This window comes from Caballeronia sp. S22, from assembly GCF_964261745.1.
Taxonomy (GTDB): domain Bacteria; phylum Pseudomonadota; class Gammaproteobacteria; order Burkholderiales; family Burkholderiaceae; genus Caballeronia; species Caballeronia jiangsuensis.
In genome coordinates, this window is record NZ_OZ180037.1 from 557,592 (window position 1) to 584,045 (window position 26,454).

Annotated in this window: 23 protein-coding genes; 15 read left to right on the plus strand and 8 right to left on the minus strand. The window is 63.0% G+C overall.

What is annotated here, in order from left to right; genetic code table 11:
- Positions 1-2,187, minus strand: a complete 2,187-nt coding sequence (locus tag ACEN42_RS26285) for a response regulator (RefSeq protein WP_371884844.1) — start codon at positions 2,185-2,187, stop codon at positions 1-3.
- 171 nt (positions 2,188-2,358) lie between these two features.
- Here ACEN42_RS26285 and ACEN42_RS26290 point away from each other — a divergent pair, with 171 nt between their 5' ends.
- On the plus strand, positions 2,359-2,622 hold the full coding sequence (locus ACEN42_RS26290; protein WP_035510257.1) for a hypothetical protein: 264 nt from the start codon (positions 2,359-2,361) through the stop codon (positions 2,620-2,622).
- Between the two features lie 3 nt (positions 2,623-2,625).
- On the plus strand, positions 2,626-3,612 hold the full coding sequence (locus ACEN42_RS26295; protein ID WP_371884845.1) for an FkbO/Hyg5 family chorismatase: 987 nt from the start codon (positions 2,626-2,628) through the stop codon (positions 3,610-3,612).
- Here the strand turns inward: ACEN42_RS26295 and ACEN42_RS26300 are convergent.
- Positions 3,604-4,473, minus strand: coding sequence for a LysR family transcriptional regulator (locus ACEN42_RS26300; RefSeq protein ID WP_250486327.1), 870 nt, complete (start codon positions 4,471-4,473; stop codon positions 3,604-3,606). The genes ACEN42_RS26295 and ACEN42_RS26300 overlap by 9 nt on opposite strands.
- 86 nt (positions 4,474-4,559) lie before the next feature.
- On the opposite strand from ACEN42_RS26300, the gene ACEN42_RS26305 reads away from it, so the two are divergent.
- From ACEN42_RS26305 to ACEN42_RS26315, 3 genes are read left to right on the plus strand one after another with little or no spacing between them, the layout of a single operon-like run.
- Positions 4,560-5,468 carry a DMT family transporter gene (locus tag ACEN42_RS26305; protein ID WP_371884846.1) on the plus strand — a complete coding sequence of 303 codons (909 nt, stop codon included), beginning with the start codon at positions 4,560-4,562 and terminating at the stop codon, positions 5,466-5,468.
- A gap of 58 nt (positions 5,469-5,526) precedes the next feature.
- Positions 5,527-5,814, plus strand: a complete 288-nt coding sequence (locus tag ACEN42_RS26310; RefSeq protein WP_238212016.1) for a type II toxin-antitoxin system CcdA family antitoxin — start codon at positions 5,527-5,529, stop codon at positions 5,812-5,814.
- The gene (locus tag ACEN42_RS26315) at positions 5,815-6,135 is read left to right on the plus strand and encodes a CcdB family protein (RefSeq protein WP_187607073.1); all 321 of its coding nucleotides are present in this window, start codon (positions 5,815-5,817) and stop codon (positions 6,133-6,135) included.
- A gap of 15 nt (positions 6,136-6,150) precedes the next feature.
- Here the strand turns inward: ACEN42_RS26315 and ACEN42_RS26320 are convergent, their stop codons facing one another.
- Positions 6,151-7,071 carry a LysR family transcriptional regulator gene (locus ACEN42_RS26320; protein WP_187607074.1) on the minus strand — a complete coding sequence of 307 codons (921 nt, stop codon included), beginning with the start codon at positions 7,069-7,071 and terminating at the stop codon, positions 6,151-6,153.
- Between the two features lie 112 nt (positions 7,072-7,183).
- Here ACEN42_RS26320 and ACEN42_RS26325 point away from each other — a divergent pair, with 112 nt between their 5' ends.
- The 8 genes from ACEN42_RS26325 to ACEN42_RS26360 all read left to right on the plus strand — a co-directional run bounded on the left by ACEN42_RS26325 (position 7,184) and on the right by ACEN42_RS26360 (position 17,108).
- On the plus strand, positions 7,184-9,310 hold the full coding sequence (locus ACEN42_RS26325; protein ID WP_371884847.1) for a 3-hydroxyacyl-CoA dehydrogenase NAD-binding domain-containing protein: 2,127 nt from the start codon (positions 7,184-7,186) through the stop codon (positions 9,308-9,310).
- 38 nt (positions 9,311-9,348) lie between these two features.
- A complete protein-coding gene (locus ACEN42_RS26330) occupies positions 9,349-10,527 on the plus strand; it encodes an acyl-CoA dehydrogenase family protein (protein WP_371884848.1) in 1,179 nt (392 codons plus the stop codon).
- A gap of 12 nt (positions 10,528-10,539) precedes the next feature.
- Entirely contained in the window at positions 10,540-11,679 is a 1,140-nt protein-coding gene (locus ACEN42_RS26335) for an acyl-CoA dehydrogenase family protein (RefSeq protein ID WP_371884849.1), read from the plus strand.
- Positions 11,680-11,714: 35 nt separating this feature from the next.
- Positions 11,715-12,464, plus strand: a complete 750-nt coding sequence (locus ACEN42_RS26340; protein WP_371884850.1) for an electron transfer flavoprotein subunit beta/FixA family protein — start codon at positions 11,715-11,717, stop codon at positions 12,462-12,464.
- Positions 12,464-13,399, plus strand: a complete 936-nt coding sequence (locus ACEN42_RS26345; RefSeq protein ID WP_371884851.1) for an electron transfer flavoprotein subunit alpha/FixB family protein — start codon at positions 12,464-12,466, stop codon at positions 13,397-13,399. Before ACEN42_RS26340 ends, ACEN42_RS26345 begins: the two co-directional genes overlap by 1 nt.
- Positions 13,400-13,412: 13 nt before the next feature.
- Positions 13,413-13,667 carry a hypothetical protein gene (locus tag ACEN42_RS26350; RefSeq protein WP_238292097.1) on the plus strand — a complete coding sequence of 85 codons (255 nt, stop codon included), beginning with the start codon at positions 13,413-13,415 and terminating at the stop codon, positions 13,665-13,667.
- A gap of 150 nt (positions 13,668-13,817) precedes the next feature.
- A complete protein-coding gene (locus ACEN42_RS26355) occupies positions 13,818-15,341 on the plus strand; it encodes a diguanylate cyclase (protein WP_371884852.1) in 1,524 nt (507 codons plus the stop codon).
- Between the two features lie 114 nt (positions 15,342-15,455).
- A complete protein-coding gene (locus tag ACEN42_RS26360) occupies positions 15,456-17,108 on the plus strand; it encodes a response regulator (RefSeq protein WP_250486320.1) in 1,653 nt (550 codons plus the stop codon).
- Between the two features lie 10 nt (positions 17,109-17,118).
- Here ACEN42_RS26360 and ACEN42_RS26365 read toward each other — a convergent pair whose 3' ends face one another.
- The 4 genes from ACEN42_RS26365 to ACEN42_RS26380 all read right to left on the minus strand — a co-directional run bounded on the left by ACEN42_RS26365 (position 17,119) and on the right by ACEN42_RS26380 (position 21,426).
- Positions 17,119-18,066 (minus strand): amino acid ABC transporter substrate-binding protein, encoded by a 948-nt coding sequence (locus ACEN42_RS26365; protein WP_371884853.1) that lies wholly within the window; start codon positions 18,064-18,066, stop codon positions 17,119-17,121.
- 12 nt (positions 18,067-18,078) lie between these two features.
- A complete protein-coding gene (locus ACEN42_RS26370) occupies positions 18,079-19,383 on the minus strand; it encodes a dicarboxylate/amino acid:cation symporter (protein ID WP_035503884.1) in 1,305 nt (434 codons plus the stop codon).
- A gap of 686 nt (positions 19,384-20,069) precedes the next feature.
- Positions 20,070-20,834: a peptidoglycan recognition family protein gene (locus ACEN42_RS26375; RefSeq protein ID WP_371884854.1), complete on the minus strand. Its 765-nt coding sequence runs from the start codon at positions 20,832-20,834 to the stop codon at positions 20,070-20,072.
- Between the two features lie 4 nt (positions 20,835-20,838).
- Entirely contained in the window at positions 20,839-21,426 is a 588-nt protein-coding gene (locus ACEN42_RS26380) for a PAAR domain-containing protein (RefSeq protein WP_371884855.1), read from the minus strand.
- Between the two features lie 408 nt (positions 21,427-21,834).
- On the opposite strand from ACEN42_RS26380, the gene ACEN42_RS26385 reads away from it, so the two are divergent.
- The gene (locus ACEN42_RS26385) at positions 21,835-23,496 is read left to right on the plus strand and encodes an FAD-dependent oxidoreductase (protein ID WP_371884856.1); all 1,662 of its coding nucleotides are present in this window, start codon (positions 21,835-21,837) and stop codon (positions 23,494-23,496) included.
- Positions 23,493-24,896, plus strand: coding sequence for an ATP-binding protein (locus tag ACEN42_RS26390; protein WP_371884857.1), 1,404 nt, complete (start codon positions 23,493-23,495; stop codon positions 24,894-24,896). The genes ACEN42_RS26385 and ACEN42_RS26390 overlap by 4 nt, the downstream gene beginning before the upstream one ends.
- A gap of 5 nt (positions 24,897-24,901) precedes the next feature.
- On the opposite strand, the gene ACEN42_RS26395 is transcribed toward ACEN42_RS26390, so the two are convergent.
- On the minus strand, positions 24,902-26,434 hold the full coding sequence (locus ACEN42_RS26395; RefSeq protein ID WP_371885074.1) for a NuoM family protein: 1,533 nt from the start codon (positions 26,432-26,434) through the stop codon (positions 24,902-24,904).
- Between the last annotated feature and the right edge of the window lie 20 nt (positions 26,435-26,454).

Sequence of the window (26,454 nt, forward strand, 5' to 3'; positions counted from 1 at the left end):
TCACTTCGCGGCACGGATCGAGAGACCGTTGAGCAGCCGCTGAAGATCGTCGATGTTGAAAGGCTTCGCGAGAATCGCAAAGCCCGTGCGGCGCGCCTCGTCGAGCTGATCGGCGTAGCCCGTCATCAACGTGACGGGCTGCGTCGGGCGCGTCGTCTTGATCCATTCCGCGAGCTTGATGCCGTCGTAATTGCCGGGCATCTGGATGTCGGAGAGCACGAGATCGAACGCGTTTCCCGCTTCGAGCATCTGCTTCGCGGCATCGCCGGACGCCGCGTGACGCGTCTGCCAGCCGAGCACGTCGAGCACGGCGCATAGTCCGGCCGCGACTTCCTCGTTGTCTTCCACGAGGAGCACGGTGGACGAAGGCGCGGTGTGTTCGATGGCCTCGACAGGCGGCGCCTCTGCGAGCGCTTCGGCTTCGCCGGTCCAGTGCGGCAAATAAATATCGATGGTCGTGCCGAAGCCCCACGCCGAATTCGCGCGCGCGGTGCCGCCCGCCTGTTCGGCCATCGCCAGCACCTGCGCGAGGCCGAGCCCCGTGCCGGCGCCCGCGCCCTTGGTCGTGAAAAGCGGCTCGAACGCCTGCCTCGCGACATCGGGCCGCATGCCCATGCCGCTGTCCCTGCACGAGATCACGACATAATCGCCGGCGCCGAGACCGTCGTGCGCTTCCGCATAGCGCACGTTGCTGCATGCGATCTGAAAATCGCCGCCATTGGGCATCGCGTCTTTCGCATTCACGGCGATGTTGATGAGCGCGGATGTCAGCTCGGTCGCATCGACGCGCACGGGCCACGTCGCATCCGGTACGCGCGTGCCGAGCGTCACCTTGTCGCCCACGGACGCGCGCACGAGCGGCTCCGATTCCGCCATCCAGCGATCGAGCCGTATGACCTGCATCTGCAACGGCTGACGGCGCGCGACGCTCAGGAGGCGCCGCGCGAGCGATTGCGCATTGGTCGAGGCGCGCTCCACCGCGCTGACTTCTTTTTCGAGGTCATTGAAGCCCTTGCGCCGCGCCATCTCCATGTTGGCCGTGACGACCATCAGCAGATTATTGAAGTCGTGCGCGACGTTCGCAACCAGCGTGCCGAGCGCGCCCATGCGCTGCAATCGCCTCGTCGCGGCGATGGCCGAGCGGCGCAGCGCGAGTTCGCCGCGCCAGTTATGCCACGCCGCTTCTTCGGCCTTGAGGCGGCGCAGCGAGAAGCCGATCAGCACCCACAGCGCGATGCACGGAATCAGCCCGATCGATGCAATCGATACATCGCGCCGCCACCATGCGAGCCGTATGTCGTGGATGGAGAAGCCCGCGGCGGCATAGACCGGATAGTCGCCGACGCGCCGCCAGGCGGCGAGCTTTTCGTCGTCGTCGAGCGGCGACAGGTAACGCATGAGGCCCGTTGGCTTGCCTTGCGCGAATGCGTCGGCGAGCACGAGATGGCGATCGGGCGGATTGGGCACGGACGCCGGCGGATAACGCGCGAGCACGGCGCCGTCGTCGCGATGCAGCGCGAGCGTGAGCGCCGGATCGCGCGCGGCGAGTTCGCGATAGAAGCCGATCAGATAATCGCGCCGCACGGAGATCGAAATCTCGCCGAGAAAGCGCCCGTCGTTCGCGAAGCGCGCGCTCAGCGTATTGATGATGTCGGTGTTCTTCACGCGCCCGCGTTCGGGCATGGAGACGTGGAACGTCGAACGCGTGTCGCGCGTCGCGATGAAATCGGCGCGATCGGCGATGGACACGTTCGGCGCCGGAAAAAAGCGGCTGCTGAGAATGAGCCTGCCGTGACTGTCGAGCACGGACAGCGCGGCGATCTGCGCATGGCTCTGTGCGAGACGCGCGAGCTTGTCGTGCAGCTCGGGCTGACTGCGCGCGATGAAGTCCTCGTCGCCATTGCCGAGCATCTCGTCGATGCGCGCAATCAACTCGCGGTTGATGCTGAGCACCGTGTTCGCTTTTTCGTCGATGATGCGCACCAGCCGTTCGAGCGACTGGCCCGTTTCGCTGAGCGCGCGTTCATAGGTGTAGTAGCCGTACAGGCAGAAAAATGCGAACGGGATGACGATGGACGCGATGAGCGCAGCGAAGAGCCGCCTGCGCGCGGCGCGAAAGTCGAGCGGAGGAAGGGAAGGCAGCGGCTCTGCGGTGCCGAGTCCGGAGTGTTCTTCTGGTTCGTTCATGACGCTGTGTAGGGCGTGCGCGGGTCTTGTCGGACGCGAGCGATACGCCGGTTCGATGGTAGCACGCACGTGCTTCAGCGCCGCGCACGGTCGTGCCGTAGATGAGCTGTGGTATAAGCACCGCATGCGCGCGCCCGCTTGCGGCGCGCACGAACCTGACAGGAGCATGCAGTGAGAAGGACCGCCGAAAACAAGCTGAAGGTGGTCGCAGTGCGGGTCGATCCACAATTCGAGCAACGGCTGCGACTCTTGGCGGAAGTGACGGGGCGCAAGCAATCGTTCTTCCTCCAGCAGATGATCGAGAACGGCATCAGCGCCATGGAAGAAACCTGGCTGCCGCCGGCCGTTCTCGAACAAGTGCGGAGCGGCGCATTGCCGCCCTTGCAGGATCGGGTCGCGACTGCGGACCTGTTCGGCGATCAGGCCGATGAATAATCGATGACCGCGACGATCGAGTCCCGCTTCATCGCTATCGACGCCCCATGCGGCGAGGACTCGCTCGCGCGCATCGTCTTCGCTGATGCGAGCGGCGCGCCGTGCATCGAGAACGGCGTGCCCACGCTGCGCCTCAGGATGTGCGACGACGCGCGCGACGGCTTCGCCGAAATCTGGACGAGCGCCGGACCGATCCGCAGCGGCAGCTTCAACGATCTCGTCTTCGCGCACGACGACGAGTTCCTGTTTTGCGCGGGTTTCATACCTGTGTCCGACCGCTACACCGAAGCCACGCGTCAAACCTATGGCCATGCGTTCGCGCTCGTTGGCGAACTGAAGTTCCCGAAGATTTTCCGCATGTGGAACTTCATTCCGCACATCAACGGCGCGAATCAGGAAGGGCTCGAGGTGTATCGCGATTTCTGCCGTGGGCGCGCTGTCGCATTCGAGCAGGACTATGCTCACGCGTCGGGCATGCCGGCGGCGACGGGCATCGGCACATGGGGCGATGGCGTCGGCTTCTATTTTCTGGCGTGCCGCGAAAGCCCGATGCGGCATATCGAGAACTCGCGCCAGACGCCCGCGTACGAGTATCCGCAGCGTTACGGTCCGAAATCGCCGAGCTTCGCGCGCGGCACGCAATTGCGCGACACGCTCTTCGTATCCGGCACGGCCAGCATTCTCGGACACGAGACCGTGCACGAAGGCGATCTCGACAAGCAGTGGAGCGTCGCGACCGGCAATATCGCGCACCTGATCGGCGCGGAGAATCTGCAAGCGCAGGGTTCGCGAGGCGGCTATACGCTGCGCGAACTCGATCAGATCAAGGTGTACTACCGGCATGCGGCGGATCTGCCGCGCGTGATGAAGCTGGCGCAGGCCACGTTTCATCCGGACGCGAGCGTTCGCTATCTGAAGGTCGATATTTGCCGCAGCGATCTGCTCGTCGAGATCGAGGGGATCGCGTCACATCGGCATCGCTCAGACTGACGCGGATTGCCGCAGCGTCTTCACGAGCAGGCTGTGCAGGCTATCGACGGCTTTGGAGCCGCGCGAATCGCGGCTGCGGTACACGGCGACTTCCATCGGTTCGAGCGGCCCGAGACCTTCTTCGCGGCCCAGAATCCGCAAATGTTCCGGCGCGCTGCATTGCGTCAGCGCCGCCACGGCCAGGCCGCTTTCGACGGCGGCGATCTGCCCGGCGAGACTCGAACTGTTATAGACCACCTTATATCTGCGTCCCTGTTGCGCGAGCGAATGAATCGCACTGCGCCGCGCGAGGCTCGTGCTTTCGTAGACGGCGATCGGCAACGGATCGCGCCGCCATAACTCGAACTGCGCGGCGCCGACCCAGACCATCGGCTCATGAAAAAGCGGCGTGCCACGCCGGCCGTGGTCGCGTGACACGAGCGCGATGTCGAGCTCGCCATTCGCGACACGCGGAATGAGCGACGTCGATTGTTCGCAGATCAGCTCGATTTCGACGCCGCTGTGGCGCGGCGCAAAGCGCTTGAGCACGGGCGTCAGATACTTTGCCGCGTAGTCGTCGGGTACGCCGAGCCGCACGCGGCCGGTGAGTTGCTCGCCCTGCAGCGCGACCTGAGCTTCCGCGTGCAGATCGAGGATGCGCCGCGCATAGCCGAGCAGCGTCTGTCCGTCGTGAGTCAGCGCGAGCGTGCGCGAGCCGCGCTCGACGAGCCGCAGCCCCAGCGCGCTTTCGAGCTTTTTCAACTGCATGCTCACCGCCGATTGCGAGCGATGCACTTCACTGGCCGCGCTCGACAGCGAACCCGCGTCGACGACGGCGACGAAGCACTTGAGCCAGTCCGTTTGCAGATCGTGATGTTTCATCGGCTTCAGGTCGCTTTCGAAAATCGAATGGATGAAGTTCGAATTATGCGCTTTTCGTTCGATGCTTCGCGGCACACACTGCGGTCATGAACACGAACTCATCATCTTTCGTTGCGCAGGGCGAGGCTCGACGCACGGCAGGCGCGTGGCCGTTCATCGCCGGCTGCGCGCTGCTCGGCACGATCGGCGTGTTTCTGCACGAAGCAAACGCCGATCCGCTGACCGCGACGTGGTTTCGCTGCGCATTCGGGCTGTTGGGCATGAGCGTCTGGGTGATCGCTCGGCGGCAAACGCGCGCTCTGCTTCTCACGCGAGCCAACGGCCCGTGGGTGCTGGCGGCCAGCATGCTGATGGTCCTGAGCTGGGCCTTGTTCTTCGGCGCGGTCGAGCGGATATCGGCGGGCGTCGCGATCGTGCTGTTCCATGTGCAGCCGATGTGGGTTCTTTTATTCGCCTCGTTGTGGCTGAAAGAGGCGATCGGCGCGCCGCGCGTCGCAGCGGTTTCGCTTGCGATGTGCGGGCTCGTGCTGGCGACGGGCATCATCGAGCACGCGGCGGGCGGCGCGCTTCAGCCGGGATACTGGCTGGGCGTTGCCGCGTGTCTGGCGGGCTCGCTGTGCATGGCGTGCGTGACGATCATCGCGAAACGTCTGCGCGACATGCCCGCCGGCATTCTCGCGTGGTGGCAGTGCGCTGTCGGCACGATGCTGCTGTGGCTCTGGCCGATGCAGCATGGCTGGCCCGCGTGGGGCATGTCGTGGGCGTGGCTGGCGGGCCTCGGGCTGATCCACACGGGCCTCGCGTACACGCTGATGTATATCGGCATGGCGCGGCTCGATACCGCGCGCATCGCGGTGTTTCAGTTCGTCTATCCGGCGGTGGCGATCGTCATCGACTGGGTGGTTTTCGATGAGCGTCTGAGCGGCGTGCAGACGGCGGGGATTGGGTTGATGTCGGTGGCGATATGGTTTGCGGAGCGGGGGCGGCATGGGTGACGCCGCAGCAAGCAGTGTGAGATACTATGCACATAGTCTATGCGCATAGGAGATGAACATGATTCGCGCACTCGCAGCGCGCACCGAGCTTGCCTCGGCAAGCCAGCCTGAGAAGGGCTTAAAGGTCACGCGCAAGCCGACCAATGTTTCGCTACCCTCGGATTTGTTGGAGCGTGCGAAGGAACTGAACGTCAATGTTTCCCGCGCGAGCGAGAGAGGGTTGCGTGAAGAGGTTCAGGAAGTTGAGGCCCGCCAGTGGGCAGAACAGAATGCCGAACTCGTCAAGGCGTATACCGTGATGGTAGAACGCGAAGGCCTGCCTCTGGCGAAGTATCGGACGTTTTAAATGGCCCGTTTTGACCTTTACATCAATCCCAACGAAGATTCGCGGAAAAGCACGCCTTACGTGGTCGACTTGCAAAGCGATCATGTCGGGAGCCTGCCCACTCGCGTGGTGATTCCTCTACGACGCTCGAAAGTCCTGGGCTATTCAGGTACACCATCCGATCTGCTCCCGAGCTTCGTGATCGACGGTGAAGATTGTTTTCTGGACACGCCGGCAATGGCAGCCATCCCGGCCGGCGCGCTTGGCAAGAGGATCGGTTCGCTTGCCGAATTCCGCGGCCTGATCGCTGATGCGCGAGACCGACTTTTCGGTGGCTATTGACCGCGCACGTTTCGGTTAGTGCGTGCCTGGAAGAAGCCGCCCGCGTCCCGCCTTTCGCGACCGATCCAGCATGAACTCGATAAACGCCAGCGTCGCGCGCGTGTGATGCCGGTTAGGCATGTACAGCATGTACATATGCGTGCCGAAGATGCTGAGCCGCCATTCATCCAACGCCGTGACGACCTCGCCGCGCCGCATGTCGTCCGCCACGACGTAATCCGGCACGATTCCGACGCCCAGGCCCGCGAGAATCGCATCGCGCAGAAACAGAAAGTTCTCCGAGATCACGCTCGGCTCCAGCAGCACTTCGTGACGCTCGTCGTCGAGATAGGCGGCGACGCGCGTCTGCTTGCCGACCACCGACGCGGTGATCACCGGCACGACGCCGAGTTCTTCGAGCCGCGTCGGCATGCCGTGCGCATCGGCATAACCGGACGATGCGCACGCGACGTAGCGCACCGGCCCCATGTCGCGCGCGACGAGACTCGGCGGCGGCTCCGGCATCACGCGCACGGCGATGTCGACTTCATCGCGCAGCAGATCCTCGACACGATTCTCGAACATCACGTCGAGCACGATATCCGGATACTCGCGCTTGAACGCGATCAGCCACTCCGACATCACGAGTTGCCCGTAGCCGCTCGGCACCGATAGCCGCACGCGTCCCTGCAGCCTTTGCCCCAATGTCGACACCGATTCCTGCGCCGCGAGCAGCGCGTTCCGGATCGACCTGCCATGCTCGTAGAGTTCGAGACCGAGTTCGGTCGGCTCGACACGGCGCGTAGTCCGCCGCACGAGCTGCAGGCCGACCGACTTTTCAAGCTGATTCAGGTGATAGCTGACATTGGCGCGGCTCATTTTCAGGCGTCGCGCTGCTTCGCTGAGGTTGCCCGCATCGAGGATTTCGACCAGCAGCGTGAGTTCGTTGACGTCCACGGCACGTCCGATTGTCAAATGCGATTTGACAGTCTGTCAATGGCCGCTGTAATTGTCAAGGAAGCTTGTCCCCGCGAGAATGCTTGCACATACTCAACCGGAGTCGCCATCCATGACGCTTTCGAGCGCGCCCGAAACCGCAGCTGTCCAGCACGCATTGCGTGGCAGCGTCCTCGTCGTGACGATCGATCACGCGCCCGTCAACGCGCTCAATGCCGACGTGCGGCGCGGCCTCATCGACGCGATCGAAACCGCCGATGCGAACGCCGCCGTGCGCGCGGTGCTGATCGTGGGCGCGGGCCGCAACTTTATCGCCGGCGCGGATATCCGCGAGTTCGGCAAGCCCGCGGTGCCGCCCTCGCTGCCCGAGGTGTGCAATCGCATCGAGGCTTGCAGCAAGCCGGTCGTCGCGGCGATTCACGGCGCGGCGCTTGGCGGCGGGCTGGAGGTCGCGCTGGCGTCGCATTACCGGATCGCCGTCGAGGGCGCGAAGCTCGGTCTGCCCGAAGTGCAACTGGGCCTTTTGCCCGGCGCGGGCGGCACGCAACGCTCGGCGCGTCTGATCGGCGCGCAGGCGGCGTTGTCGCTGATGCTGAGCGGCCGTCATGCCGGCGCGCAGGAAGCGCTGCGACTCGGTCTCGTCGATCGCGTCGGTCAGAGCGATGACGTCTTCGCCGAAGGCCTCGCCTACACGCACGAACTGCTCGCGACGCAGGCCGCGCCGCGCCGCACGAAGAACGCGCGCGGTCTCGCGGACAAGGAAGCCAGCGCCGCCGCGATCGCCGCCGCGCGCACCGACACGCAGAAGAAATCGCGGGGGTTGCTGTCGCCGCTGAAGATCGTCGATTGCGTGGAAGCGGCCTTGAATCTGCCGTTCGACGAAGGCCTGCGCTTCGAGCGCGAGCGATTCCTCGAATGCCGCGAGAGTCCGCAGCGCGCCGGACTCGTGCACGCCTTTTTCGCCGAGCGCGAGGCGCAGAAGTCGCCCGAAACGCGCGATGCGAAACCGCGCGCGATTCGCGTAGTCGGTGTGATCGGCGGCGGGACGATGGGCGCGGGCATCGCCGTGGCGCTGCTGGACGCAAGTCTTGCGGTGACGATGATCGAACGCGACGACGCATCGCTCGAACGCGGCCGCGCGCATGTCGAAAAGGTCTACGACGGTCTGATCGCGAAAGGCCGCATGACGCCCGAAACGAAGGCGAGCGCGCTGCAGCGCTTCAATGGCGACACGACCTACGATGCGCTCGCCGATGCCGATCTCGTCATCGAAGCCGTGTTCGAGGACATGGCCGTGAAGAAGGCCGTATTCGCAGAGCTCGATCGCGTGTGCAAGCCCGGCGCGGTGCTCGCGACCAACACGTCCTATCTCGACATCGACGACATCGCGGCGAGCATCTCGCGTCCGCAAGACGTGCTCGGTCTGCATTTCTTCTCGCCCGCGAACATCATGAAGCTGCTCGAAGTGGTCGTGCCCGCGCGTGTCGCCGCCGATGTCGTCGCGACCGGCTTCGAGCTCGCGAAGAAGCTCAGGAAGGTCGCGGTGCGCGCGGGCGTGTGCGATGGCTTCATCGGCAATCGCATACTCGCGGTGTATCGCGCGGCAGCGGATCATCTGATGGAAGACGGCGCGTCGCCGTATCGGATCGACAAGGCCGTACGCGACTTCGGCTTTCCGATGGGACCGTATCAGGTCATCGATCTCGCGGGCGGCGATATCGGCTGGGCCGCGCGCAAGCGCCGCGCCGCGACGCGCGATCCGAATGCGCGTTATGTGCGCATAGGCGACGAGCTGTGCGAGCGCGGCTGGTTCGGCCAGAAGACGGGACGCGGCTTCTATCGCTATGAAGACGGCGCGCGTACCGGCACGCCGGATGCGGAAGTCGAAGCGATCATCGATGCCGAGCGCGTGCGTGCGGGCGTCGAGCCGCGCACGTTCGACGACGAGCAGATCGTGCGCCGCTACATGGCCGCGATGATCAACGAAGGCGCGAATATCGTGCATGAAGGCATCGCGCAGCGTCCGCTCGATGTCGATGCCACGTTGATGCACGGCTTCGGTTTTCCGCGTTATCGCGGCGGCCCGATGCATTACGCCGATAGCGTTGGCCTCGATAACGTCCTCGCCGATATCCGCGAATTTGCGAAGGAAGATCCGCTCTTCTGGCGCGCGTCGCCATTGATCGTCGATCTGGTCGCGCGCGGCAAGAACTTCGCTAGCCTCAATCAGGCGGCCTGAGCCGTGGCCTTCGTCAAACTCATCATGGAACCGCAGTCATGGATCTGAAATTCACCGCAGAAGAAGAGGCGTTTCGCACCGAAGTGCTGGACTTCCTGCGTGCGTCCTTGCCGGAAGGCATCGCGCAAAAAGTGCATACCGGCAAGCGCCTCACGCGCGACGACATGGCGCAATGGCACGGCATTCTCAACGCGAAGGGCTGGCTCGCGAATCACTGGCCGAAGGAATACGGCGGACCCGGCTGGACCGCGATACAGAAGTTCATCTTCGAGAACGAATGCGCGATTGCGGGCGCGCCGCGTATCGTGCCCTTCGGCGTGAACATGCTCGGGCCGGTGCTCATCAAGTACGGCAGCGAAGCGCAAAAGCGTCACTGGCTGCCGCGCATTCTCGATGGCTCCGACTGGTGGTGTCAGGGTTATTCGGAACCGGGCGCGGGCTCGGATCTGGCGTCGGTGCGCACGACAGCCGTGCGCACGATCGAGAACGGCGAGACGTATTACATCGTCAATGGCCAGAAGACCTGGACCACGCTCGCGCACTACGCGAACATGATCTTCTGCCTCGTGCGCACGGCGCAGGATGTGCGCAAGCAGGAGGGCATCAGTTTCCTGTTGATCGACATGAACACGCCGGGCGTCGAAGTGCGTCCGATCATCACGCTCGATGGCGAGCACGAAGTCAATGAAGTGTTCTTCACCGATGTGCGCGTGCCTGCCGCCAATCTCGTCGGCGAGGAGAACAAGGGCTGGACCTATGCGAAGTATCTGCTGACGTACGAGCGCACGAACATCGCGGGCGTGGGCTTTTCGGTGGCGGCACTGGGCCGGCTCAAGGCGGCGGCGAGCAAGCTGCAAGGCAATGGCCGCGCGCTCATCGACGATCCCTTGTTCGCCGCGCGGCTTGCGCGTGTCGAGATCGATCTGGAGAACATGAAGACGACGAATCTGCGCGTGCTCGCGGCGGTTGCGGGCGGCGGCGTGCCGGGCGCAGAAAGCTCGATGCTCAAGATTCGCGGCACCGAAATCCGTCAGGAGATCTCGTCGCTGATGCGTCGCGCGATGGGTCCGTATGCGCAGCAATTCATCGAAGAAGATTGCGACGATGAAGCGTCCAACGCGGCGGCGCAGTACTTCAACAATCGCAAGCTGTCGATCTTCGGCGGCTCCAACGAAATACAGAAGAACATCATCTCGAAGATGATGCTCGGGCTTTAAAGGAGTCGCACGATGAATTTCCAGCACACGGAAGACCGGCGGATGCTCGCGGATTCGCTGAACCGCTTCGTCGCCGAGCAATATCGGTTCGATGCACGAGACAAGATCGCGCGTTCCGAAGAAGGATATAGCCGCGATATGTGGCTGCGGTTCTGCGAGCTCGGCATCATCGGCGCGTTCTTCGATGAAGCGGCCGGCGGGTTCGGCGGCGATGGCTTCGATGTAAGCGTCGTGTTCGAAGCGCTTGGGCGAGGGCTCGTCGTCGAACCGTTTCTCGATGCGCTGATCGTCGGACGTGCGCTCGCATATGCCGGCAGCGATATGCAGCGCGGAATCATCGCGAAGATGATCGATGGCGCGACGATCGTCGCGTTCGCGCACGACGAGCCCGGCTCGCACTACGAACGTGCACGCGTGAACACACGCGCCACGCGGCTCGGCGACGGCTGGGTGCTGAACGGCGCGAAGGGCGTCGTGCAGCAGGGCGAGCATGCGGATGTGTTGCTCGTGTCGGCGCGCACATCGGGCGGCGACCATGACGAAGCGGGCATTTCGCTCTTCGTGGTGCCGCGCGATGCAGCGGGCGTCGATGTGCGCGGTTATCGCAAGATCGATGGCGGTCGGGCCGCGGAAGTGTCGTTCGATAAGGTCAGACTCGAAGCCGATGCGCTCGTCGGCACGGAAGGCGACGGCTACGCCGTGCTCGCGCATGCGCTCGGCTATGGACTCGTCGCGCTCGTGTCGGAAGCGGTCGGCGCGATGGATGTCGCGAAGGAGCACACGCTCGAATATCTGCGCACGCGTAAGCAGTTCGGCGCGCCCATCGGCGCGTTTCAGGCGCTGCAGCATCGCATGGCCGATGTCCTGCTCGAAATCGAGCAGGCGCGCTCGGCGGCGATCAATGCGGCGGCGGCGGTCGGTGAATCGGGCGTCGCGCGTGAACGCGCCTTGTCGGCGGCGAAGTATTCGATCGGGCGCATCGGCGCGCGCGTCGCGGAAGAGTCGATTCAGATGCATGGCGGGATCGGCATGACGTGGGAACTGCCGCTCGCTCATTACGCGAAGCGGCTCGTGATGATCGATCATCAACTGGGCGATGAAGATCATCATCTCGCCCGATATATCGAACTGGGGCGCGCTTCGCTGGCTTGAGCGCGTGTCATGCAAAAACGAACCGGGAGATGGATTTGAAGATACTTGTACCTGTGAAGCGCGTGGTCGACTACAACGTGAAGGTCCGGGTGAAGTCGGATAACACGGGCGTCGATATCGCCAACGTGAAGATGTCGATGAATCCGTTCGACGAGATCGCTGTTGAAGAAGCGGTGCGATTGAAGGAAGCGGGCGTTGCGACGGAAGTTATCGCCGTGTCGTGCGGCGTGACGCAGTGTCAGGAGACGTTGCGTACCGCGCTGGCCATCGGCGCGGATCGCGCTGTGTTGGTGGAGACGTCGGAGGACTTGCAGCCTCTGGCCGTCGCGAAGCTGTTGAAGGCGCTAGTCGATCAGGAGAAGCCTGATTTGATCATCCTCGGCAAGCAGGCTATCGACGACGACTCGAATCAGACCGGTCAGATGCTTGCAGCATTGGCAGGTCTGCCGCAGGCGACGTTCGCATCGAAAGTCGTGGTCGCGGATGGCAAGGCGACTTTATCGCGTGAAGTCGATGGCGGTGCTGAAACGCTTTCTTTGAAGCTTCCCGCTGTGGTCACCACCGATCTGCGCCTGAACGAGCCGCGCTACGTGACGCTGCCGAACATCATGAAGGCGAAGAAGAAGACGCTGACGACGGTGAAGCCCGCCGATCTGGGCGTCGATGTTACGCCGCGTCTGAAGACGCTGAAAGTCGTCGAGCCACCGAAGCGCAGCGCGGGCATTACGGTGCCGGACGTGAAGACGCTGGTCGAGAAACTGAAGAACGAAGCGAAGGTAATCTGATGACGACTTTAGTTATTGCGGAACACGATAACGCGTCGATCAAGGCAGCGACGTTGAATACGATTGCGGCTGCGTTGAAGATCGGTGGCGATGTGCATGTGCTGATCGCAGGTTCGAATGCACAGAGCGCGGCGGATGCGGCGGCGAAGATCGCGGGCGTTTCGAAAGTGCTGCTCGCCGATGCGCCTCAACTCGCGGACGGCCTGGCTGAAAACATCGAAGGCACTGTACTGAACATCGCGAAAAACTATTCGCACATCTTCGCGCCCGCGACGGCTTACGGTAAGAACATCGCGCCGCGTATCGCCGCACATCTCGATGTCGCGCAGATCAGCGATATCACCGCCGTCGATAGTGCCGACACGTTCGAGCGTCCAATCTACGCGGGCAATGCCATCGCCACGGTGCAATCGAGCGATCCGATCAAGGTCATCACGGTGCGCGCGACGGGTTTTGATCCGGTTGCGGCCGAAGGCGGTAACGCTCAGATCGAAAAGATCGAAGCCGCAGCCGACGCAGGCATCTCGCAGTTCGTGAGCCGTGAAGTGACGAAGCTCGATCGTCCGGAGTTGACGAGCGCAAATATCATCGTGTCGGGCGGACGCGGCCTCGGCAGCGGCGAGAACTATACGAAGACGCTGGAACCGCTCGCCGACAAACTCAACGCGGCCTTGGGCGCATCGCGCGCAGCAGTCGATGCGGGCTATGTGCCGAACGATTATCAGGTCGGTCAAACCGGCAAGATCGTCGCGCCGCAACTGTACGTGGCTGTCGGCATCTCGGGCGCGATCCAGCATCTCGCGGGCATGAAGGATTCGAAGGTCATCGTCGCGATCAACAAGGACCCGGAAGCGCCGATTTTCAGCGTGGCCGATTACGGTCTCGTCGGCGATCTCTTCACGCTCGTGCCGGAACTCGCGAACGAACTGGCCTGAGGCCACGACGACCATGCTGGCGATCATTCAAGACAAGGTGCGAAGCGACGCGGCCAAGCTCGCCGACAAGGAGGACGCGACGCTCTGGCGCTGGTTCTCCGAACTCTACGACGAAGGGCGAATCCGCTGGTGCCGTTCCGCGCAAGGATGGCTCGTCAGCGTGGATCACAAGCATCTCGCGACGGAACCGGACTTCGACACGGCGATCCGCGTTTCGCGCGAGCGGTATTACAGCGGCAGGCTCAAGCGGGCGGAGGGGCGTCGTTGAGATATCGTTGGTTTGTATTGCGATGCGTCCAAAATCCCTTCCCCACACCTGAATCAGACAAATAGGAGAGAATAACGACCTGCTCGCTGACCGAGGACCGTTCAGAGCAAACAAAAACTCGCGAGTCAGGATTCCGGGGACACCCAAATAGTGGCAACCGAAAAAATCTACAACCCGAGTCTCAACACGCAGCCGCCGCCGCGCGCGCGAACATCGACGCCGAACGTCATCGTGCTGTGCGGCACGCTCATCGCGCTCGTCATGATGGGGCTATGCGCGCTGGTTCTGTATCAGGGCAGAGTCGATGCGCTCGATCGCGCGCGCGACACGTCGCGCAATCTGGCGCTGCTCGCCGAACGCGATATCGAGCGTAATTTCGAGTTGTACGAGCTGTCGCTGCAAGCCGTCGTCGAGGGCGTACAGCGCGACGATGTGATCAACCTGTCGCCCCGGCTGCGCAACGACGTGCTGTTCGACCGGGCCGCGACCGCCCGCGATCTGGGCTCGATCCTCGTGCTCGACGAGACCGGCAAAATCGTCATCGATTCCGGCAGCGTGCCGCCCAGAGCGGGTAACTTTGCCGACCGCCGTTACTTCACGGTTCAGCGCGACAACCCCGACACCGGGCTTTATCTCAGCAGCCCTTACACGTCGCGACTGCGCGGCGGCGCGCCCAGCATCGCGCTCAGCCGCAGGCTCTCGCATCCCGACGGCTCGTTCGCGGGCGTCGCGATGCTCTCCATCAACCTCGAATACTTTCGCAATCTTTTCGCGGGACTTTCGCTCGGGCCGCACGGCGCCGTGTCGCTGATCAATCACGACGGCGTGATGATCATGCGTCAACCCTTCGATCCGCTCGTGATCGGCCGCGACATCAGCAAGGCCGACACCTTCAGGCACTTCCGCGCGGCCGAGCAGGGCAGCTTCACGGAGACATCGTCGATCGACGGCCGGCGCCGCCTCTATTATTTCCGCAACTTTCCGAGCCTGCCGCTGATCATCATGGTGGCCGAAGGAGAAGAGGACATCTACGCGGCGTGGCGGCGGCGCGCGCTCATCATCGGTTCGTCGATGGGCGTGCTCGCGGCCGGCTTCATCGCGTTGTCGTTCGTGCTCGCCGCGCAATTCAGAAGGCGCATGCGCGCGGAATCGGAACTGCAATTGCTCGCGCGCACCGATGGACTGACCGGGCTGCACAATCGCCGCACGCTGGGCGAGATTCTCGATCAGGAATGGCGCAGGGCGTGTCGCACGCGCAGTCTCTTTTCCCTGCTGTTCGTCGATATCGATCGCTTCAAGGCGTTCAACGATGCCTACGGCCATCAGGCCGGCGACGACGCGCTCGCCGCCGTCGCGCGCTGCATCGGCGACAACATCCGGCGGCCCGGCGATACCGCCGCGCGCTATGGCGGCGAGGAATTCGTCGTCGTGTTGCCCGACACCCCCGCCGACGGCGCCGCGAAAATCGCGGAGAAGATTCGCGCGGCCATCAGCGATCTGTCGATCGAGCACGCGGGCAGCGAGTTCGGCCGCGTCACGGCGAGCATCGGCCTCGCGAGCTGGCGGCCAGAGCGCGATGACGACGTGAGCGCGCTCATCCGCGCCGCCGACGAGGCGCTCTACGACGCGAAGGCACGCGGCCGCAATCGGGTGATGCTGGCGAGCGCCGCCTGAAATACCGCGGAGGACTGGACGAAAGTTCGTCGCGCGCACAGGACGTTTTTATCGGGTGCGCCGTGTGCTAGGGTTGCCGTAGCTCTCGCCGCGCGATCAACCGTATTCCCTCCGATGACCCAAGTCCCTGATTCCGACGCACATCGTCTCTCCGCCGTGGCGCGCTATCGCGCGCTCTTCAACGCAATCGACGATGGCTTCTGCATCATCGAATTCTTCGACGGCCCGCATGGACCGCTCAGCGACTACGTTCACGTCGAAGCAAACTCGGGATACGAGCGGCACACGGGCATTCCGGACGTAATGGGCAAGACCCTGCGCGAGATCGATCCGACCGAGGCGGACCACTGGATCGAACTCTACGGCACCGTGCTGCGCACCGGCGTCCCAACCCGATTCGAGCGCTACTTTCTGACAGCGGGACGGCACATCGAGGTGTCGGCGGCGCGCGTCGAACCGGCAAGCCTGCGGCAGGTATCGGTGCTGTTTCGCGATATCTCGGCGCGCAAGCATGCAGAGGAGGAACGCGATCGCGCGGACGCGTCGCTGCGCTCGCTCAACGAGACGCTCGAACAGCGGGTCGCGGAGCGCACGGCGGAGCTGATGCGCGCGGAAGAGCAACTGCGACAGGCGCAGAAGATGGAAGCGGTCGGCCAGCTCACCGGCGGCCTCGCCCACGACTTCAACAATCTGCTGGCGGGCGTGTCGGGCTCGCTGCAGTTGCTGAGCATCCGGCTGAGCCAGGGGCGCATCGCCGAGGTCGACAAGTACGTCGTCGCGGCACAAGGCGCGGTGCGGCGCGCGGCGGCACTGACACACCGGCTGCTCGCGTTTTCGCGGCGGCAAACGCTCGATCCGCGGCCCACGGATGTCAACGCGCTCGTGAACGGCATGACCGATATGATCCAGCGCACGGCCGGGCCGGGCATCAAGGTCGAGGCTGTCGGCGCGGCGGGCCTGTGGCCCGCGCTGGTCGATTCGGGGCAGCTCGAAAACGCGCTGCTGAACCTGTGCCTCAATGCCAGAGACGCGATGCCCGACGGCGGACGCATCACGATCGAAACCGCCAACAGATGGATCGACCGGCGCGCGGCCCAGACCCACGACATGCCCGAAGGCCAGTTCCTGTCGCTGTGCGTGACCGACACCGGAACCGGCATGACGCCCGACGTGATCGCGAAGGCGTTCGATCCGTTCTTCACCACCAAGCCGATCGGCATGGGCACCGGCCTCGGACTCTCGATGATCTACGGCTTCGCGAGACAATCGGGCGGTCAGGTGCGGATCTATTCGGAAGCCGGGCAGGGCACGACGGTGTGCATCTATCTGCCGCGTTTCTATGGCGGTGTCGATGGCGACGCCGCCGATCACGCCGCTTCGCCCATCTCGGGCGCGGAGGCGGGCGAGACGGTGCTGATCGTCGACGATGAACCGAGCGTGCGCATGCTGATCGTCGATGTGCTGGAAGAGGCCGGCTATCAGGTGATCGAAGCGGCCGACAGCGTGGCCGGGCTGAAGCTGTTGCAGTCGAATGTCAGGGTCGATCTGCTCATCAGCGATGTCGGGCTTCCCGGCGGCATGAACGGCCGCCAGATGGCCGATGCCGCGCGGCAGACGCGCCCCGATCTGAAGGTGCTTTTCATCACCGGCTACGCGGAAAACTCCGTGATCGGCAACGGCCGCCTGGAGCCCGGCATGCAGGTGCTGACCAAGCCGTTCGCGATCGAAACGCTCGCCGCGCGCGTGCGCCAACTGGTGGACGAATAGCGGCGCGCGCTCACTGCGCCTCGCCGCCCGCCATCGTCTCGATGATGCTTTCGAGCTGCGCGCTCATCGGCATGTCGAGGCTCGTGCCCGACGGCAGACGTTGCAGGAACCAGCGCTTGTACTGCCGCTCGATTTCGCCGTCCGCCGCGAGTTCCTGGAACGTGTCCCTCACCACTTGCGCGAGTTGCGGATCGTTCTTGCGATACATGATGCCGTACGGGTCATACGACAGATAATCGCCGATCACCTGATAGGCGCCGCCCTTCGCCGCGTTCTCGGCGATGAGGCCGTACAGCAGCACGTCGTCGGTGGCGAATGCATCGGCCTGGCCGTTCGCCACGCGCGCGAAGCCTTCCGCGTGGTCCGGCACGACCTGCAACTGAATGCCGAGGCCGAACTTCTTGTCGATGTCGCGCAGCGCCTTTTCGTTGGTGGTGCCTGCCGTCACCGCGACCTTCTTTCCCGCGAGATCGCGAAACGACCGGATCGGCGAGCCTTTTTTGACCATCACCTTGGTGCCGGCCACGAAGAAGATCGGCGAGAAGGCCACGCGCTTTTGCCGCTCGACGTTGCTCGTGGTCGAGCCGCATTCGAGATCGACGCGGCCATCGGCGACCGCATCGATACGATTCTCGGGCGTCACCGGCACCCACTGAATCTTCAGGGTCTTGTGGATCGCATTGCCGACCGCTGCGACGAGCGCCTTGCACAGTTCGATGGAATAGCCGATCGGCTCCTTGCGCGCATTGAGGTAGGAGAACGGTACCGACGATTCGCGATAGCCGAGCGCGATCGTGCCTGTGTCGCGCGCCTTGGCGAGCGTGCCCGACAAGGTTGCGGGCGCGTAGGCGTCGTTGTTCGGCGGAGGCGTCTGCACGTCGTCGGCCGCGCGCGCGCCGAAGGCCACGGCGAGCAGGCTGGCCAGAGCCAGCGCCGCCCAGAAGCGCTGCGTCTTCATGGCTCGCCTCCTTCAGACCTGCGCCGGATGCGCCAGCGAGGCTTCCTGTTCGGCTTCGATGCGCGCCGCATTGGCTGCCGCGTCCCGTTCCGACAACAGCTCGCCTTCCCACTTGGCGACCACCGCGCTCGCGATGGAATTGCCGACCGCGTTCGTGGCGGAGCGGCCCATGTCGAGGAAGGTGTCCACGCCGAGGATCAGCAGCAGGCCCGCCTCGGGAATGTTGAAGTGATTGAGCGTGGCCGCGATCACGACCAGCGACGCGCGCGGCACGCCGGCCATGCCCTTCGACGTCAGCATCAGGATCAGCAGCATCGTGATCTGCGTGCTGAGCGACAGATGGATGTTGTACGCCTGCGCGATGAAGAGCGTCGCGAAGGTGCAGTACATCATCGAGCCGTCGAGGTTGAACGAGTAGCCCATCGGCATCACGAAGCTGGAGATCTTGCGCTTTACGCCGAAGCGATCGAGCGCGTCGAGGATCTTCGGATACGCGGCTTCGGAACTGGCGGTCGCGAACGAAAGCATGAACGCTTCCTTGATGAGCGACAGCAGCCTGAAGACGCGCCGCCGCAGAAACGCAAAGCCCGCGAGCACCAGCAGGCCCCACAGCAGAAACAGGCTGAGATAGAAGTCCGCCATGAAGACGGCGAACTTCAGCAGGATGGTCAGCCCGTTGACCGCGACGGTGGCGGCCATCGCGGAGAGCACGGCGAGCGGCGCGAGCTTCATCACGTAGCCGGTGATCTTCAGCATCACGTGCGAAAGCTGATCGATCGCGGCGAGCAGGACCTTGCCTTTATCGCCGAGCGCGGCGAGCGCGACGCCGAAGAACATCGAGAAAACGACGATCTGCAGGATCTCGTTATTGGCCATCGCTTCGGCGAACGAGCGCGGCACCATGTGGCCGACGAAGTCCTTCAGCGTGAATTTCGAAGTCGCGAGATTCGCCGATGCGCCGATGTCGGGCAATGGCAAGCCCAGGTTGTCGCCGGGTCTGAGCAGATTCGACATCAGCAGGCCGAGCAGCAGGGAAACGAGCGAGGCGGTGATGAACCAGCCCAGCGCCTTGGCGAACACACGCCCGACGGAGGCCGCGTCGCCCATGTGCGCGATGCCTACGACCAGCGTGGAAAACACGAGCGGCCCGATCAGCATCTTGATGAGCCGCAGAAAGACGTCCGACACGAGCGCGATGTAGCCGGCGACTTCGGTGGCGGTCTTCTTGTCGGGAAAGCTCGTGTAGATCATGTAGCCGACCCCGATGCCGATGACCATCGCGACCAGGATCCAGACGGCTGCGGAATTCTTCTTCATGTCCAGGCCTCCATTGACTGCATATCGAACGATTGCATTTCAAATTTCGGGTGGAGCAGGCGATGCAAGGCGGGCGTGCGGTCCGCGTATGATCAGATGTTAGCGTGCTTCTCGATCCTTGCCGAGTGTGGCGCGTTTCCACGCTTTGCGGGCGTGGATGCGAACGGCGGCAGGTGCTTATCATAAGCCTTTCGGGGTGATTGGGGACGTGAAGTCTTGTTGCGGGGGAAATCGCACCCGATTCATCGCATCGATCAGTGATGGTGATACGGGTGTCCGAATTTGGATGGCGCTCTCGCGAGTTCGCGCAAGCGAGAGCGACTGGCCTTGGCAGACAATGTGACGTACCGTGCGTTCGATTATTGAACTTCCCGTATCATCCGTTCCCTGCAGTCTTTCAGGGACTTCTCGTCGCCGACCAATTTTCCGTACGCATATTTGCAATAGTCGGATAGCGCTTTTCGTACGTCCGGCGTTAGCTCATTCAAAGGCAACGGATTTCCTTCATTCGCAAATGGATTGATGAACTCTCTCCTTAGCGTTGGTCGTTTTTTCAAGAAGTAAATTACATTGTCCTCATGATCTATATAAGAGTGGTAATATCCAACGCTTAGACAAAAGCCGAGGATGAGCAAAGCTACAATCATCAAAGAAAAGGCAACGCCCCTCTTTATTCTCATAACAGATTACGCCCCGGGATCAGATAAGCGAAGCTCTGAGCGCAGCAATTTGACAATATCCATTCCCAGATTTCCGGGACATGCTCGCCCCTTGTTTGTTGCAAGCCGCTGATATTCTCGATGCCCACCTAGTCTTTTAATATTAAAAAAATCCTTTAGCACGCTGCACAACGTTCTGCTTGCTCTGATCTGTTCGAGCGTCGGCTTGTCATGCTTAAGAACGATCTGATCGGTTAAGATTCCGCGAAGGTTCTTAAGCTTATCAACGAAGGACAAGCGGCTATATTCCTCTTTATAGGCCTCACCCGCCTGCACAAGGTCCGCAAGAAAAACTATTCCAATCTTGCCCGTATTGTCGCCAGCAACGTGTTCGCCGGTAAATCTAATATCACGGCCCTCGTATATTTCACCTTGGCACGAGATAGCGTAGTGGTATCCTGCATCGTCGAAGGGCGGGCTTCTACCCATATCCTCGGCTTGCACACGTTGCATTTCTTCAATGGACGGCGCGCCACAGGAGTAGCTACGGCCTGCGTGATGCAAAACAATGTCCTGATAATCCCAATGACTCTCGCGCAAGTTACCACTCGGGAGTTTTGCGTGCCAATCCGATCGCTCGATCAGCTCATAGCCTTGTTTGCGCAGCGCATTGATAATCACGTGCCGAGTTGCGGCTTGATTATCCACAGAGATCGATATTGCGTTATTTTTGCTACCTCCCAGTGCCGAACGCGTGGATGTCCAATGTTCAATGTCGTAATCTGCGGCCATATACTTACGCGGCTCTCCCCGGACTTAAATCGCGTTTGGGCGACGAGAAAACGACGTGCATATCGATAGCACTCTCACAGTCTGTTTCTATCTTTGCGTAGCCACTGTCGTCCGTTCTGCCGGATTGGTTAATTCCGGCTACGTGAGCGACGAAATTCCGATTACGCAGCGGCTCGCCGGTAACGCGGTCCCGTACGTAGAACCAGCTCGTATGCTTGTCTTCATTTCGCTTCCGCTTGGTCGCCTCGTCGATCGACCCGTTTGACGCAGCACGCGAACCAATGACGCCAAGATTTTCCGCAAGATCGTCGTACCACGCCTCTCCCGCGAGCTTCGCAAAGATGCGGGGATGTTCCAGGCAACCACAGACGACAACATCATTCTCCAGCGCTATCTCGCTTGCACCTAAGGTCATTCGACGTGGGCCGCCTTCCTTGGCGATGTATCCGGTTGTCTTGCAGATTGGACAATAGGCTGCCCCATCGATGAGGGCGGCCTGATGTCCACCCAACATGAAAATCAGCCCTTTGTAATCGCAGATTTCTCCGTTGTTACTGAGCTTGTCCCCGACTACTGCGAATCGTCGCATCATGTTCGGTCTCCGCTATATGATTCGTTATGCTTGCTTTTTGGCATATGTCTATGTTCTCAAAGAAACCTACTCGATTGAGCAGGTGTTGCCAGCATACGAACGCGTCGGAGAAGCGCAACGGGACGTGGAAAACTAAATGTCAAATCAACAAACTTTGACGTCGTCGCAGGATGATGTCCGCGGGTTTTCCCGAGCTTTCCGCTCGTTTTGAGCGGAAGCGCGAGTAGCGACGAAACGGTCTTTTGCGTGACGCTGCCGCTAGCGGGCGGCAGCTCGCGAGGCGCATGACGAGCAACGGCTCGCCGGCGCTGTCCTGTGAATGCCGAAAGCTGCCCGAAACCTCCTCACCGCAGCGTCTACAATGTCTGCAACGGAAGCCGCGCCGCACGCATGGGCGCACGAACCATCATGGACAAGCCCGTGATCCTCGCCGTGGACGACGACCCGATCGTGGCCGGCGCGGTCGCGCGCGATCTGCAGGTCGCCTACGGCGAGCACTATCAGATCGTGCGCATGAATTCGGGCCCGGCGGCGCTGGAAGCGGCGCAGCATTTGCGGCTGCAGAATCGTTCCGTGGCGCTGTTCATCGCGGATCAGCGCATGCCGAAGATGAGCGGCATCGAGTTCCTCGAACAGGCCATCGAACTGTTTCCCGAAGCGAAGCGCGTGCTGCTGACCGCCTACGCCGACACCGATGCCGCCATCCGCGCGATCAACACGGTGCATCTCGATCAGTATCTGCTCAAGCCCTGGCATCCGCCTGAGCAGAATTTCTATCCCGCGCTCGACGATCTGCTCGCCGACTGGCACGCGTCCTCGCGCTCGGCGTTTCAGGGCATCCGGATTCTCGATCATCGCTGGTCGCCGCAAGGGCATCAGTTGCGCGACTTCATGGCGCGCAATCACATTCCGTTTCGCTGGTTCGACGTCGAACGGCACGCCGAGGCCGATCCGCTCCTGAACGCGCTCGCTCCCGGTCAGCGTCAGTTGCCCGTGGTCGTGTTCGAGGACGGCACCGTCACGAGCCGCCCGACGATCGCGCAGATCGCCGAGAAGGTCGGGCTGCACACGCGCTCGACGACGCCGTTCTACGACCTCGTCATCGTCGGCGGCGGGCCGGCCGGACTGGCGGCGGCCGTGTACGGCGCATCGGAAGGGCTGCATGTCGCGATCATCGAATGCGATGCGCCCGGCGGCCAGGCGGGCACGAGCTCGCACATCGACAACTATCTCGGCTTTCCGTCGGGCGTGAGCGGAGCGGACCTGTCGAGGCGCGCGCTCGCGCAGGCGCGTCGCTTCGGCGCGGAGATGATCCTCACGCAGCACGCGGTTGGACTGCGCATCGAGCCGCCGTACAAGTTCGTCAGACTCTCCGATGGATCGGAAGTGAGCTGTCTCGCGCTGATGGTCGCGAGCGGCGTGTCGTACCGCAAGCTCGAAGCGCGCGGCGTGCAGGAACTCACCGGCGCCGGCGTGTATTACGGCGCGGCGCTGGTCGAAGCGGTCGCCTGCTCGAATCAGGATCTCTATATCGTCGGCGGCGCGAATTCGGCGGGTCAGGGCGCGATGTTCCTGTCGAAGTACGCGCGCTCGGTGACGATTCTCTGTCGCGGACCATCGCTGAGCGTGGGCATGTCGCACTATCTCGTCGAACAGATTCACGAGACCGAGACGATTCGCGTGCGGCCGCATACCGAAGTCGAGAGCGTAAGCGGCGACGGCCACCTCGCGGAGATCACGTTGCGCGACGTGCAGACCGGGCGTTCGGAAACGGTCCCGGCGAGCGGCCTTTTCGTGTTCATCGGCGCGGCGCCGTGCACGGAATGGCTGCGCGGCGTCGTCGAACGCGACGAGCACGGTTTTCTGCTGACGGGCCGCGCGCTCGTCAAAGGCGGCCGCGCGCCTGCGGGATGGCAGCCCGGCCGCGATCCGTTCCTGCTCGAAACGAGCGTGCCCGGCATCTTCGCGGCGGGCGATGTGCGCGCCGATTCCGTCAAGCGCGTCGCGGCCGCGGTGGGCGAGGGCTCGATCGCCGTGCACTTCATTCATCAATATCTCGCGAATCCATGAGCGATCCATCGATGCTCTTCGAGATGCCGCTCTTCGCCGGGCTGTCCGGCGGGCGCAAGCAATGGCTGCTCTCGAATCTGAGCGAGCTTCGTCTGAAGCGCGGCGAGATTCTGATGCGCGAAGGGCAGACCGTCACGCATCACTTCATCCTGCTCGAAGGCGAACTGCTGACGGAAAAGCGTGTCGCGGGCCGGCAGGTGATCGACGACACGCGCGCGGCGCCGGTTTCGATCGCGGAGGCTTCGCTGCTCGCGCGGATGCCGCTGCCCTTGACCTTCACCGCCAGCACCGATTGCTATCTTGTCTCGCTGACGGAAAGCGTCGTGCGCACGCTGATGAACGAATGCGAGTCCTTCAGCAGCCAGATCTTCCGGTCGATGTACGGCCGCATCAGCGCATACGACATGTTCATTCTCAGCGGCGAGAAGCTGGCCGCGCTCGGCCGGTTGTCGGCGGGGCTGGCGCACGAGCTGAACAATCCGGCGGCGGCCGTGGCGCGCGCGGCGGACGGCATGCGCGATTCGCTCGACAGCCTGCACCGGGCGACGCGCGCGCTCGTCCTCAGCGCGCTGCCCGCCGGCATCATGGATACGCTCGATGAATGGGCGAGCCGCGCGCCGCCCGCCGTCGATGCCACGCCTCAGGGCGCATTGCGGCAGAGCGAAGCCGAAGACCAATTCGCGCAGTGGCTTTCGTCGCACGGACTGGAGAAACCCTGGCTGATCGCGCCGCGGCTCGTGGCGGCCGGCTTCGCGCCGGACGAACTCGAAGCCATTGCGTCACGCGTGAGCCGCGAGCAATTCGGCGCGGCTATCGGCTGGCTCGCCGCGACCTTCGAAATGCGCTTTCTGTCCGAGCAGACCTGGCTCGGCGCGGGGCGCATCTCGGAGATCGTGAAGGCGATGAAGTCCTACTCGTACATGGATCAGGCGCCGCTGCAGGTGGTCGATATCCACAACGGTATCGAGGATACGTTGACCATCATGCAGCATCGTCTGAAGCATGGCGTCACCGTCACGCGCGACTACGATCGCGCGCTGCCGCCCGTGCCGGTGTACGGCAGCGAGTTGAATCAGGTGTGGACCAATCTGATCGACAACGCTGTCGATGCGATGGACGAAAGCGGCGAGCTCACGATCCGCTCGCATCGGGAAGGCAACTGCGCGGTGATCGAAATCTCGGATACCGGACCCGGCATCCCGGAGGATGTGATGCCCCGGCTCTTCGAGCCGTTTTTTACGACCAAGCCGCCGGGCAAGGGCAACGGTCTCGGATTGCACATCGCGTACCGGACCGTGGTGCATCGGCATGACGGCAGGCTCACCGTGGTCGCGAACGAAGGCGGGACCACGTTCCAGGTGCGGCTGCCGCTTGTGCATCGGCATGCCGCGCCCGCTTGACGACTTCAGCCCGGTGAGCGCACGGATACCGTTTCATGACGCGCGTTGTAGGAAGGCGCGCCGGCATCGTCGGGCAATGTGGAGCCCTGTACCGCCGACATCAGGTTCTCGACGGACGGGCCCATCGCGTCCGTGAACGTCTTCGGATGCACGCCGATCCCGAGCACCAGCACGGCCATCGCGCCGAACAGCGCGAGTTCGCGCTTGCCGAGATCGCGCAGGCCGGCCACACGCTCGTTCTTCACCGCGCCGAAGATCACGCGCTTGACCATCCACAGCGTGTAGGCCGCGCTCAGGATCAGCGACGATGCCGCCGCCGCGCCGATCCAGAAATTCAGGCGGATGGCGCCCATCAGCACCAGAAATTCGCCGACGAAACCCGACGTGCCGGGCAGGCCGACATTGGCCATCGAGAACAGCATCGCGCAGACGGCGAAGCGGGGCATCGTGTTGGCGACGCCACCGTAGGCATCGATCGAACCGTTCTTCGTGCGCTCGACGAGCACGCCCGTGCACAGCAGCATCGCGCCGGACACGATGCCGTACGACAGCATCTGCACGACCGCGCCTTCGGTGCCCATGCGGTCGAAGGTGAAGAGGCCGAGCGTCACGAGACCCATGTGCGCGACCGCCGAGTAGGCGAGCAGCTTGCGCATGTCCGTCTGCGCGAGCGCGACGAGGCTGCCGTAGATCACGGCGACGAGCGACAGCGCGATCATCGCCGGGGCGAAGAAGTGGGAGGCGTCGGGCACGATCGGCAACACGTAGCGCAACATGCCGTAACCGCCGATCTTGAGCATGCCGAGCAGCACCGCGGCGCCCGTCGGGCCTTCCGAGTTCACGTCGGGGAGCCACGTGTGAACCGGGAACATCGGCACCTTGACCGAAAAAGCCGCGAGGAAACAGACGAAGACGACGATCTGCGGCGTGAAGCCGAGCTTCAGCTGACGCCATGCGTCGATATCGAAGGTATGCGCCTGCGTCCAGAGATAGATCAGCGCGGCCAGCATCGCGAGCGAGCCGAGCAGCGAGAAAAAGAAGAAGCGGATGGCCGCATACACGCGCCTCTCGCCGCCCCATGTGCCGATCAGCAGATACAGCGGAATCAGCGACGCCTCGAAGAACACGAAGAACAGCATGCCGTCGAGCGACGCGAATACGCCCTGCATGCAGCCCGAGAGCACGAGAAACGCGCCGTAATACTGCGCGACCTGCTTCGTGACCGACTGCCACGAAGCGATGAAGATGATGAGCGTGGTCACCGCCGTGAGCACGGTGAACCACAGCGAAATGCCATCGACGCCCAGATGGTACGAGATGCCGAACTGCGGCAGCCACTCGACGCGCTCGACGAACTGCATCGCGCTCGACGACGCATCGAAGCGCGACAGCAACGGCACGACCGGCAGCAGGCCGAGAATCGCGCCGAACAGGGCGACGGCGCGCGAAAGCGTGGCCGACGCGCTGAAGGTCAGCACGAAGATGCCCGACACCACGGGAATCCAGATGAGAAAGCTGAGAACGGACGGCAGATGCATATGCTTGAGTTGAATCAGGC